The 11,218-nt window shown below is 71.0% G+C and carries 12 protein-coding genes and 1 pseudogene; 6 read left to right on the plus strand and 7 right to left on the minus strand.

The features are described 5' to 3' along the window. Positions 1–357: 357 nt before the first annotated feature. Entirely contained in the window at positions 358–1,008 is a 651-nt protein-coding gene (locus ACFWWQ_RS21290) for a DNA-3-methyladenine glycosylase (RefSeq protein ID WP_384598388.1), read from the minus strand. A 180-nt stretch (positions 1,009–1,188) separates the two neighbouring features. On the opposite strand from ACFWWQ_RS21290, the gene ACFWWQ_RS21295 reads away from it, so the two are divergent. The 3 genes from ACFWWQ_RS21295 (at position 1,189) to ACFWWQ_RS21305 (ending at position 3,511) form a co-directional block, all read left to right on the plus strand. After that, positions 1,189–1,971, plus strand: a complete 783-nt coding sequence (locus ACFWWQ_RS21295; RefSeq protein WP_384598390.1) for a sporulation protein — start codon at positions 1,189–1,191, stop codon at positions 1,969–1,971. A gap of 42 nt (positions 1,972–2,013) precedes the next feature. Continuing rightward, positions 2,014–2,553, plus strand: coding sequence for a YbhB/YbcL family Raf kinase inhibitor-like protein (locus tag ACFWWQ_RS21300; protein ID WP_384598392.1), 540 nt, complete (start codon positions 2,014–2,016; stop codon positions 2,551–2,553). 454 nt (positions 2,554–3,007) lie between these two features. Next, positions 3,008–3,511, plus strand: coding sequence for an HNH endonuclease (locus ACFWWQ_RS21305; RefSeq protein WP_384598394.1), 504 nt, complete (start codon positions 3,008–3,010; stop codon positions 3,509–3,511). Between the two features lie 48 nt (positions 3,512–3,559). Here ACFWWQ_RS21305 and ACFWWQ_RS21310 read toward each other — a convergent pair whose 3' ends face one another. The 4 genes from ACFWWQ_RS21310 to ACFWWQ_RS21325 form a co-directional block, all read right to left on the minus strand. Then, a complete protein-coding gene (locus ACFWWQ_RS21310) occupies positions 3,560–4,324 on the minus strand; it encodes a sulfite exporter TauE/SafE family protein (protein WP_384598396.1) in 765 nt (254 codons plus the stop codon). A gap of 102 nt (positions 4,325–4,426) precedes the next feature. Next, on the minus strand, positions 4,427–5,365 hold the full coding sequence (locus tag ACFWWQ_RS21315) for an SPFH domain-containing protein (RefSeq protein ID WP_143942197.1): 939 nt from the start codon (positions 5,363–5,365) through the stop codon (positions 4,427–4,429). A gap of 121 nt (positions 5,366–5,486) precedes the next feature. Beyond that, entirely contained in the window at positions 5,487–5,897 is a 411-nt protein-coding gene (locus tag ACFWWQ_RS21320) for an NfeD family protein (RefSeq protein WP_384598516.1), read from the minus strand. A gap of 60 nt (positions 5,898–5,957) precedes the next feature. Continuing rightward, positions 5,958–6,752, minus strand: coding sequence for an ABC transporter ATP-binding protein (locus ACFWWQ_RS21325; RefSeq protein ID WP_384598398.1), 795 nt, complete (start codon positions 6,750–6,752; stop codon positions 5,958–5,960). Between the two features lie 108 nt (positions 6,753–6,860). On the opposite strand from ACFWWQ_RS21325, the gene ACFWWQ_RS21330 reads away from it, so the two are divergent. Then, complete coding sequence (locus ACFWWQ_RS21330; RefSeq protein ID WP_384598400.1) at positions 6,861–7,673, plus strand: hypothetical protein; 813 nt, start codon at positions 6,861–6,863, stop codon at positions 7,671–7,673. Between the two features lie 186 nt (positions 7,674–7,859). On the opposite strand, the gene ACFWWQ_RS21335 is transcribed toward ACFWWQ_RS21330, so the two are convergent. Beyond that, positions 7,860–8,519: a response regulator gene (locus ACFWWQ_RS21335; RefSeq protein WP_384598517.1), complete on the minus strand. Its 660-nt coding sequence runs from the start codon at positions 8,517–8,519 to the stop codon at positions 7,860–7,862. Between the two features lie 97 nt (positions 8,520–8,616). Beyond that, positions 8,617–9,762 carry a GAF domain-containing sensor histidine kinase gene (locus ACFWWQ_RS21340; RefSeq protein WP_384598402.1) on the minus strand — a complete coding sequence of 382 codons (1,146 nt, stop codon included), beginning with the start codon at positions 9,760–9,762 and terminating at the stop codon, positions 8,617–8,619. A 131-nt stretch (positions 9,763–9,893) separates the two neighbouring features. On the opposite strand from ACFWWQ_RS21340, the pseudogene ACFWWQ_RS21345 reads away from it, so the two are divergent. Both ACFWWQ_RS21345 and ACFWWQ_RS21350 read left to right on the plus strand, forming a co-directional pair. Continuing rightward, positions 9,894–10,040, plus strand: a pseudogene (locus ACFWWQ_RS21345) (nitroreductase family protein); the annotation flags it as partial. A 325-nt stretch (positions 10,041–10,365) separates the two neighbouring features. Continuing rightward, positions 10,366–11,094 carry a transglycosylase SLT domain-containing protein gene (locus tag ACFWWQ_RS21350; RefSeq protein ID WP_384598404.1) on the plus strand — a complete coding sequence of 243 codons (729 nt, stop codon included), beginning with the start codon at positions 10,366–10,368 and terminating at the stop codon, positions 11,092–11,094. Positions 11,095–11,218 lie beyond the last annotated feature (124 nt).

Raw genomic sequence — 11,218 nt, forward strand, 5'->3', positions numbered from 1 at the left:
GGAGCGGGGTTGGCCTTCTTGCTTTCGCTTTCCGGCCTTTCCGACTCTATCAGATCCGATTCGCTGCCGTTTCCGGTCCGAATTCGTTTCCGATTGCCCGTCGGAGGGGTTTGCCTCGGTCCGCTTACTTTCGTTTGCGGCGCCATGGCGTGGTCACTACATTAGCGGTTTTCCCGGGCAACTCATAATCGTGCAACGCGGTCGAATTTCGGCAACGCGAAAGTGACCCCGTTTGGGGAATCGAGCTTCAGTAGTGGTGGTGCCACTGACCGGCTGCGCAGATAGCGCTGCCCATCTCCAGCGGCTCGGGCCACGTTAGACGTTCGGGGTCACCGAGTCAAGGATCTGCGGTGCGGGTCACGTGGCCTTGGCGGTGCGGCGCCGCGGGACATGCGGGCGGTAGCGGCTGACCGTCGGCTCACCCTCGATCCAGTAGCGCCACGGATGCGCCGCACCGTCGCCGCCCACCCCTGTGCGGGGGCCCCTCCGTACGTGTTCCGGGGCGGGCGGGCGACCATGGAGGACGGTGAGAGGGGCGCCGGGGCCGGTGCAGAGGTCGGTGCCGTCGAGGGTGCGGTCGATGCCTAGGGCCGTGGCGAGGCGGGCCGGGCCCTGGGCCAGTTCGTGGGGGCGGCGGGCCTTGGGGCGGCGGGCCCGGGCCAGCTCCGTACCCGTGAGGACCTCACCGGCACGCAGCAGGACCCCGCTCGCGTGGTGCTCGGGGCCGCAGACGACATTGAGGCTGAACCACATGCCGTAGATGAAATAGACGTACGCGTGGCCGGGCGGGCCGAACATCGAGGCGTTGCGCGGGGTGCGGCCCCGGTAGGCGTGCGAGCCGGGGTCACGTTCGCCGGCGTATGCCTCCACCTCGGTGAGGCGCAGTTCGATCGGGCCGTCCGGGGTGGTGCGCACGAGGGTGCGGCCGAGGAGATCGGGGGCGACCTCCAGGACGGGACGGTCGAAGAAGGCGTGCCTGAGCGGCATACGTTCCGGTACGTCGGTCATGTGCGCCGAGAGTAGTGCAGTCACGAGGGGGGCGACGTGGCGCGGGTGGGCGCCCTTGGGAGGCTGGGGCGCGGGAACCGGCGGCCGCCGGTTCCCGTTGGTAGCGGGCGAGTGAGAGCGGGCGAGCCGTGATCACGGCGGCCGGAGCGAGGTCAGGCGTCGGGCCTGGGGAGGACGGACATGGGGTTCAAGAAGCTGCTGGCGAGCTTGGGGGCCGGAGGCGCGTCGGTGGAGACGGTTCTCTTCGAGGAGAACGTCGTGCCTGGTGGCATCGTCCAGGGTGAGGTGCGGATCCAGGGCGGGTCGGTGGCCCAGGACATCCAGGGGCTGTCCGTCGGATTGCAGGCGCGCGTCGAGGTGGAGAGCGGCGACGAGGAATACAAGCGCAACGTCGAATTCACTTCGGTGCAGCTCGGCGGGGCGTTCCAGGTGCAGGCCGGCGCCGTGCACACCGTGCCGTTCGGGCTGGAGATTCCCTGGGAGACGCCGATCACCACGTTCCTCGGGCAGCATCTGCGCGGGATGAGCGTGGGGGTGACGACGGAGCTGGCCATCGCGCGGGCGGTGGACTCCGGGGACCTCGACCCGGTGAACGTGCACCCGATTCCGGCGCAGCAGGCCATCCTGGACGCGTTCGGGCAGCTGGGATTCCGCTTCAAGGCGGCCGATCTGGAGCAGGGGCACATCCGGGGGACGCGGCAGCGGCTGCCGTTCTATCAGGAGATCGAGTTCTCCGCGCCGCAGCAGTACCGCGGGCTCAACGAGGTCGAGCTGTCGTTCGTCGCCGACGACCGGGAGATGGACGTGGTGCTGGAGATGGACAAGAAGGGCGGGCTGCTCACCGATGGGTCGGACACGTACCGGTCGTTCACGGTGGGGCTGCACGACTATCAGCAGACCGATTGGGCGGGGTATCTGAACCACTGGCTGGCCGAGGTCGGTGGGAAGCGGAACTGGCTCTAACCTGGCCGGACAGGTGTCAGCAAGCGACCAGGAGGTGTCGAGGTGTCCGAGCTGAAGCGGCGGCCGCTCCCGCACGATTTCCACCCGCAGGTACCGGATTTCACGGTGGCGAGCGACGAGGTGACGCCGGGCGGGACGCTGGGTTCCGCGCAGGTGTACGCCGAGGGCAACCGTTCGCCGCAGCTGCGGTGGGAGGGTGCGCCCGCGGGGACGAAGAGCTACGCCGTCAGCTGCTTCGATCCGGACGCGCCGACCGGCAGCGGTTTCTGGCACTGGTCGGTGTTCGACATCCCGGCGTCGGTGACGGAGCTGCCGGCGGGGGCCGGGTCCGGGGCGATGGCAGGGCTGCCCGAGGGTGCGGTCCACGTCCGTAACGACTACGGGACGCGGGACTTCGGCGGTGCCGCGCCGCCGCCCGGGGACGGTCCGCACCGGTATGTCTTCACGGTGTACGCCGTCGACCAGGAGAAGCTGGGGCCCGACGGTGACGCGTCGCCCGCGGTGGTCGGCTTCAATCTGCGGTTCCACGCGCTCGGGCGGGCCCAGTTGGTGGCCGAGTTCGAGGTGCCCGCGGGGGGCTGAGGCCCGTAATTGCGTTGCGCCCCGGTGTTCCTCGCCCGCAGGGTGGTTCCGGTCGGTGGCTCGTTCGAGTCGCTGGGCAGCCGGCACCGCTGCGGCGGGAGCGCCGGGGCGCAGGTGTGTCGCCCCTTGCTCGCCGGGGGCCGGGCGCGTGGTGCGTCCGGTCGCCTCGCCGGTCGCCGTACGTTCCGGATCCGAGAGGTACACGGGGGTGGGATCCGGGGCGCACTCCCCCGTTCCGTGCCCTCGGCCGAGGTCATGGCCGGGATTCCGTACGTCCTTGTCGCCCGTGAGGTTCCGGGCTCTTCGCGCACCCTGGTGCGTCGCTTTCCCTTCTCTCCCTGATTACTCGTCATTTTCCTTGTGGTAGGGGGAAATTGCGTTGTGGCGGGAAATGCTTCCCCTGCACAGTGGAGCCACTTCGCCGCGGGGGCGAACGGGCCGGGAGGTGGGCGGAATGCGCGAGACGCTGGTGCTCAACGCGAGCTTCGAGCCACTGTCGACGGTGACGTCGCGTCGGGCCGTGGTGCTGGTGATGCAGGAGAAGGCCGTCGTCGAGCACGCGCATCCGGGGCTGCGGATCCGGGCCGCTTCGGTGGAGGTGCCGGTGCCGCAGGTGATCCGGCTCAGCCGGTACGTACGGGTGCCGTTCCGAAGATGGGCACCGTGGTCGCGGCGGGGCGTACTGGTGCGGGATCAGCACCGGTGCGCGTACTGCGGGCGGCGGGCGACGACCGTCGATCACGTCGTACCGCGGTCGCACGGCGGCGGTGACACGTGGCTGAATACCGTCGCTTCCTGTACGGAGGACAACCACCGGAAGGCGGACCGTACGCCGGAGCAGGCCGGGATGCGGCTGTTGCGGCGGCCGTTCGAGCCGACGCCCGCGGAGGCGATGCTGTCGGCGCTCGGGGTGTCGGTGCGTGACGAGTTGCCGAGGTGGGCGTCCCCGGCGGCGTGAGGTCCGGGCGGGGTGGCCGTCGCCGGTGATCCGCGGAGTGCGGCCGGCTCAGCGGACGAGCTGGACGATGGCCACCACGCCGACGATGACGATGATCGTGCGCAGCGCGACGGGCGGCAGTCGGCGGCCGATGGTCGCGCCGATGCGGCCGCCGAGGGCGGAGCCGGTGGCGAGGAGCGCGACGGCCGTCCAGTCGAAGTGGGCGATGAAGAGGAAGAGCACCGCGGCGACGGCGTTGACGAGCAGGGTGAGGACGTTCTTGAGGGCGTTGAGCCGCTGCAGGGTCTCGTCGAGCGCCAGGCCCGCCATCGAGAGGTAGAGGACGCCCTGGGCGGCGCCGAAGTAGCCGCCGTAGACGCTGGCGAGCATCAGTCCGGTGAAGAGGACGGGGCCGCCGTGGCGGCGGGGTGTGGTGCCGTTGCGGGCCCGGCGGGCGCGGAGGGCCGCGGCGAGGCGGGGCTGGATGACGACGAGGACGAGCGCGATGCCGATGAGTACGGGGACGATCGCGTCGAAGGCGTCGGACGGCAGGGCGAGCAGCAGGACCGCACCGGCGGTGCCGCCGAGGAGGGCGGCGGTGCCGAAGAGGAGGATGCGGGAGCGCTGCCCGGTCAGTTCGCGGCGGTAGCCGAAGGCACCGCTGAGCGAACCGGGCACCAGGCCCAGGGAGTTGGAGACGTTCGCGGTGATCGGTGGGAGGCCGACGGCCAGCAGCACCGGGAAGGTGATGAGGGTGCCGGAGCCGACGATGGTGTTGATGGTCCCGGCGCCGAGGCCCGCGGCGAGGACGGCGAGTGCTTCCCATGTGGTCACGCGGTCCCCCGTCATCGTGCGGTGCGGATGCGGTCGATCATGCAACAGGGGGTGTCTTCCCGGTCCGCGTGACCGGGAAGACACCCCCTGAGGGCAGGTGGGTCAGTCGATGGGCGGTGCCTGGCGGGGCGTGGGGGACTTGGCGAGCGGGTCGCCCTTGCCGCCGCCGGGGGTGAAGTTGCCGAGTGCGCCGCCGAGGCCCTTGAGGGCGTCGCCGATCTCGCTGGGCACGATCCAGAGCTTGTTGGCGTCGCCTTCGGCGATCTTCGGGAGCATCTGGAGGTACTGGTACGACAGCAGCTTCTGGTCCGGGTCACCGGCGTGGATGGACTCGAAGACCGTACGGATCGCCTGGGCCTCACCCTCGGCGCGGAGCGCGGCGGCCTTGGACTCACCCTCGGCGCGGAGGATGGCGGACTGCTTCTCACCCTCTGCGGTGAGGATCTGGGACTGGCGGGTGCCCTCGGCCTGGAGGATGGCTGCGCGCTTGTCGCGATCGGCGCGCATCTGCTTCTCCATCGAGTCCTGGATGGAGGTGGGCGGCTCGATGGCCTTCAGCTCGACGCGGTTGACGCGGATGCCCCACTTGCCGGTGGCCTCGTCGAGGACGCCGCGCAGCGCCGCGTTGATCTCCTCGCGGGAGGTGAGGGTGCGCTCCAGGTCCATGCCGCCGATGATGTTGCGGAGCGTGGTGACGGTGAGCTGCTCGATCGCCTGGATGTAGCTGGCGACTTCGTAGGTCGCGGCGCGGGCGTCGGTGACCTGGTAGTAGATGACGGTGTCGATGTTGACGACGAGGTTGTCCTGGGTGATCACCGGCTGCGGCGGGAACGGCACGACCTGTTCGCGGAGGTCGATGCGGTTGCGGATCGAGTCGATGAACGGGACGACGATGTTGAGGCCCGCATTGAGGGTGCGGGTGTAGCGGCCGAAGCGCTCGACAATGGCGGCGCTCGCCTGGGGGATGACCTGAATCGTCTTGATGAGTGCGATGAACACGAGCACCACCAGGATGATCAGGACGATGATGATCGGTGCCACTGCGACTCCCGTACCCTTCGTCTGGTCCTCCGGCCGCAGCCGGCTTAGGTGTTGATCGAGTCTTTCAGACCCGTGGTGCGTCGTCAGCGCGTTCCGGTCAGATGACCACAACGTTTTCCGGTCAGATCACCACGGCGGTGGCGCCTTCGATCTCCACGACGTCGACCTGCGCTCCGGGTTCGTAGGCGCGGTCGCCGTCGAGGGCGCGGGCCGACCAGATCTCACCGCCGAGCTTGATGCGGCCCCCGGCGCCGTCGACGCGCTCCAGGACCGTGGCGCTCTTCCCCTTGAGTGCGTCGATGCCGGAGGCGAGGCCGGGTTGCTGCGTGAGGAGGCGGTTGGCGAGGGGGCGGACGACGGCGACGAGGGCGACGGAGACCGCGGCGAAGACGAGGAACTGTATGACCGTGCCGCCACCGAGCGCTGCGGTGACGGCACTTGCGACGGCGCCGGCCGCGAACATCCCGAACTCGGGCATCGCGGTCACGACAAGCGGAATTCCCAGCCCCACGGCGGCGATCAGCCACCACACCCATGCGTCCACCGCCTCATGGTAAGGCGGGGGCGCTCCGCGGGAACAGGGCGTAAAGCGTCAGGAAAGGGGCAGTCCCTGGGCGGTCCAGCGGTCGCTGCCGTTCCGCTCGACGATCAGGGGGAGGCCGAAGCAGCGGGAGAGGTTGGCCGAGGTCAGTTCGAGGTCGAGGGGGCCGGCGGCGAGTACCTTGCCCTGACGGATCATCAGGACGTGGGTGAAACCGGGGGCGATCTCTTCGACGTGGTGGGTGACCATCACCATCGAGGGGGCGTACGGGTCGCGGGCGAGGCGGCCCAGGCGGCGGACGAGGTCCTCGCGGCCACCGAGGTCGAGACCGGCGGCGGGCTCGTCGAGGAGGAGCAGCTCGGGGTCGGTCATCATGGCGCGCGCGATGAGAGTGCGCTTGCGCTCGCCCTCGGAGAGGGTGCCGAACCTCCGGTCGAGGTACTCGGTCATGCCGAGGCGGTCGAGGAAGGCGCGGGCGCGCTGCTCGTCGATGTCCTCGTAGCGCTCCTGCCAGTGGGCGGTCATGCCGTAGGCGGCGGTGAGGACGGTCTCCAGGACGGTCTGGCTGCGGGGGAGCTTGTCGGCGAGGGCGATACCGGCGATGCCGATGCGCGGGCGGAGGTCGAAGACGTCGACCTCGCCGAGGCGTTCGCCGAGGATGGTGGCGCTGCCCTTGGTGGGGAAGAGGTAGCTGGAGGCGAGGTTGAGCAGGGTGGTCTTGCCGGCGCCGTTGGGGCCGAGGATGACCCAGCGCTCCCCCTCCTTCACCGACCAGGAGACCTGGTCCACCAGAGCCCGCCCTTCGCGGACCACGGATACGTCCACCAGCTCCAGCACATCGCTCATGAGTGCCCTGTCTCCCATTGCTTCTCGGTCGTCACGGGCGCCTGCGGGCGCCTCCCCCGTGCAAACCTACGCCACGCGATGTCAGTGCCGTTCCCTAGGCTGGGGACCATGCTCGATGAACCTCGTTCGGGACGGCTGGCGGCATGGGGAAATGCCCTTTTGGCCGGACTTGTCTCACTTGATGACGCCGCGGAGCAGATCGCGGACGACGACGCCGTGCACCGTGTGCGGGGCCTGCCGGGTGAGGCCACGCCGGTGGGGCTGACGCTGGCGCTCGGCCGCCTGCGGGCGATGGGCGCGGTGGGGCTGCGGGTCGCGCTGCCCGCGCCGGGGCATCCGCTGGGGCTGAGCGGACCGCCGGAGTTCAACGCCCGGGCGCTGGACGCCGGGGAGGCGGTGCTGGCCACAGGCGCCGGGGTCGGCCTGGTCCCGGAGATACACCGGGCGGGGCCGGACGGCGGCGCCGGGCCGGATGTGCACGTCGAGGTGGTGTGGGAGTGCCTGCCGGTACGTGAGGCGCCGCCCGCCGATGTGCCGTCGCTCGGCGAGGCGGAGCGGGAGCTGGCGGAGGCGCTGCGGGAGGCGACCGAGGTGCTGACGCGGCTGGACGTGGCCGGTTCCGGCCCGGTGGCGCAGGCCGCGCTGGAGGCCTACCGGGCGCGGGCCGAGGCCGGGCGTCAGGTGCTGGCGCCGGGGTATCCGCCGCGCGCGGTGCGGGTGCTGGAGCTGGCGCAGCGGGTGGGGGCGCTGCTCGCCATCGCGCGGGGCGCGGGCGGGGACGGCCGGGAGCACGGCGGCGCGGTCAGCTCCTCGGAGATCGCGGCCCGTACGGAGGCACTGCGCCCGGTGGAGCGCACGGCCCGGCGGGCGCAGGTCGCGGCGTACAACGCGGCGGTGGAGGAGCGGGAGCGGCGGGGGTGAGGGGGTGCGGACGTAGAGGGGTGAGGGCGGGCGCGCTCGCCGCGGAGGCCGTGCGGGAGCGCGGGGAACGGTGATGGCCGGGCGCCCGGCGGTCCGTGCCGGGCACGGCGCCGGTCGGGGGTGGCGGCGCCGTGCCGTATCGGGCGGGCGTACCGGACCGTCCGGCACACCGGCACGCCCGGTGGATCAGCCGCCCACCCCGTGGCGGACGGCCCAGAGGGCGGCCTGGGTGCGGTCGGCGACGTCCAGCTTCATGAGGATGTTGGAGACATGGGTCTTGACAGTCTTCTCGGAGAGGACGAGCGCGCGGGCGATCTCGCGGTTGGAGCGCCCGTCGGCGATCAGGCCCAGCACCTCGCTCTCCCGCTCGGTGAGCGTGGTGCCGCGGCCCTGGCCGTTGCCGCCCTCGTCCTGGGTGAGGAGGGCGCCGGCCACCTCCGGCTGGAGCAGCACATGCCCGGCGTGGACGGAGCGGATGGCCCCGGCCAGCGCCTCCGGGTCGATGTCCTTGTAGACGTATCCGGCGGCCCCGGCGCGCAGGGCGGGAACGACGGTGCGCTGTTCGGTGAAGCTGGTGACGATCAACACCCGGGCGGGGTTGGCCAGTTCACGCAGGGTGCGCAGCGCCTCGATGCCGTCCGTGCCGGGCATTTTGACGTCCATCAGGACGACGTCGGGGCGCAGCCGTTCGGCGGCGGCGATGCCTTCCGTGCCGTCGGCCGCCTCGCCCACGACCTCGATGTCGTCCTGGATCTCCAGGAATGTCCGCAGACCGCGGCGGACCACCTGGTGATCGTCGACCAGCAGCACCCGGATGGTTCCGGCGCCGTCTCCGGTCTCCGTCAGCGCGTCGTCGGCGCCGGGCGCGGGGTCGCCGCCCGGGGGGACGCCGCGCCGCTCGCGGTCGTCGGCCTGTTCGTCGCGGTTGCCGATTCCGGCGTTCTCAGCCACCGGGCACCTCCATCTCTACAGCGGTGCCCTGGCCGGGCTCCGATTTCACGGTGAGCGCGCCACCGACGCCGTTGGCGCGGTCGCGCATCGACACCAGCCCCAGGTGACGGCCTGCGGTCCGGACCGCTCCGGTGTCGAAGCCACAGCCGTCATCGGCGACCCGGAGCAGAGCGCCCTGACCGTGCCGGGTGAGGGTGACCTCGACGTGCCCGGCGCCACTGTGCCGCAGCGCGTTGTGCAGCGCCTCCTGGGCAACGCGGAGCAGCGCCTCCTCCTGGGAGGAGGGCAGAGCGCGGACGCCCTGGGCCCCGAACGTGACGCGGGCGCTGTGAGCGCGGTCGAGGACCTGGGCCTGCGAGCGGAGGGTGGCGGTCAGGCCGTCCTCGTCGAGGGCGGCGGGCCGCAGCTCGACCACGGCGGCGCGCAGCTCGTCGGCGGCCTCGGCGGCCAGCGCGGCGACCTGGTGCAGTTCGCACTTGGCGCGGTCCGGGTCGCGGTCGACGAGTGCGGTGGCCGCCTGGGCGGTGAGCCGGAGGGAGAAGAGCTTCTGGGCGACGGCGTCGTGCAGCTCGTGGGCGAGGCGGGCGCGTTCCCCGGCGATGGTCAGCTCGCGGCTGCGTTCGTAGAGGCGGGCGTTGGTGAGGGCGATGGCGGCATGCTGGGCGAGTATGCCCAGCAGGCGTTCGTCCTCGGCGGTGAAGCCACAGCCACCGGCCGGTTTGGGGCAGCGCTTGTTGGCGAGGAAGAGGGCGCCGAGGATCTCGTCGCCGTCGGCGACCGGCAGGCCCAGGAAGTCGGACATGTCCGGGTGGGCGGCGGGCCAGCCGCCGAAGCGGGGGTCCTCACGGACGTCGGCGAGGCGCTCGGGGGTGGCGTGGTGGAGCATCGCGGCGAGGATGCCGTGCTGACGGGGCAGCGGGCCGATGGCCTTCCACTGCTCCTCGCTGACCCCGTCCACCACGAACTGGGCGAAGCCGCCGTGATCGTCGGGCACGCCGAGGGCGGCGTACTCGGCGTCGAGCAGTTCCCGGGCCGAGGCCACGATCGTCTTGAGGACGTCCCGCACCTCCAGATGCCGGCTCATCGCGAGGATCGCGCTGCTCACCGCGGGGATGCCGGCTCCCGGTCCGTTACTCATGGCTTCACGGTACCGGCGCCCGGTGAGGGCCGTATCGGTCCGCCGCCGTGCCGGTCCTCGGTCTGCGGACCTAGGACGGACCGCGTCGATTTCCGGCGTATCGCCCATTCTTCGCATTTCATCCAAATATCGCTCCGATGCGGTTCCTGCAGGAGGTTCTGGGGCGGCCGGCCAACGAGAAGGCGTTCGCCATGACCCCCGTGGGCTACCCGGCCAAAGACTGCGAAGTGCCGGATTTGACCCGAAAGCCCCTTGATCAGGTACTGGTCGAGGTCTGAGGCGTATTTGCCTCATACGTACTGTGCAACTGCGATCACACCTGGCGAGGCAAACCTTCTCCGGGTGTGACGCCGCGCATAGGACACAGGTCACTTACGACCGGCATTAGTCGCCAGGTAACCCTCGCGAGCTGGGGTTCTTTCCCGGGGGACGCACGATCGGGAACCCCGGTTCCACTATTCGGGGTCGTATGTCACCTCATTGCCCAGTGAATTTACGGCCGCTAAGAATGGCTCCTGTCGCTCGGCGCCGCGGTCTCCACCCGGCGTTCTCCGCCACCAACGGCTCCCGGCGGCGTTCCCCTTTCGGAAGGTCTACTTCGCCATGCCCAAGCACGCCCCTTTCGGCCTTGCCCGCCTGACGCGGACCCACAAGCTCTCCGCCGCCGGGATCGCCGCGGCCGGTGCCGCCGCCCTCGCCTTCACCGTCGCGCCGGGCGCCGACGCCGGGCAGCACACGAGCCAGGCCACGGCCGCGCACGTGCAGCCGGTCGCCTTCAGCAGCACCGTCGGCAGCGCGGCGCAGGCCCAGCAGACCACCATCGCCAAGCAGGCGGACGCCTCCACGAAGGCCGGTAAGGCCGAGGCCGCCGCCAAGGCGAAGGCGAAGGCGGCCGCGAAGGCCAAGGCCGAGGCGAAGGCCGCCAAGGAGCGCGCCGCGCAGCAGACCGCCAGCCGGTCCACCGACCGCGCCGCGCTGCCCACCGCCGCGAAGACCCCGGTCAAGACCTACGCGAACAACCTCGACGGCTGGATCCGCGAGTCGCTCGACGTCATGGCCCGCAAGGGCATCCCCGGCTCGTACGAGGGCATCCAGCGCAACATCATCCGGGAGTCCGCGGGCAACCCGATGGCCATCAACAACTGGGACATCAACGCCATCAACGGCGTGCCGTCCAAGGGCCTGCTCCAGGTGATCGCTCCGACCTTCCAGAGCTACCACGTCAACGGCACCTCCTGGGACATCTACGACCCGGTCGCCAACATCACCGCCGCCTGCAACTACGCGGCCGACAAGTACGGCTCGATGGACAACGTCAACTCGGCCTACTGAGCGGACCGCGTCCACACCGCCGAGGGGGGGGGCCCCGTAGAAATGCGGTGGGCCCCCCAGGCGGGGGTGGCGGTAAGGCGGCGGGGGAAAGTGGGTTGTACAGCGGCTCGGGGGGGGGGCGCAA

The organism is Streptomyces sp. NPDC059080, assembly GCF_042739975.1.
GTDB lineage: Bacteria > Actinomycetota > Actinomycetes > Streptomycetales > Streptomycetaceae > Streptomyces > Streptomyces benahoarensis.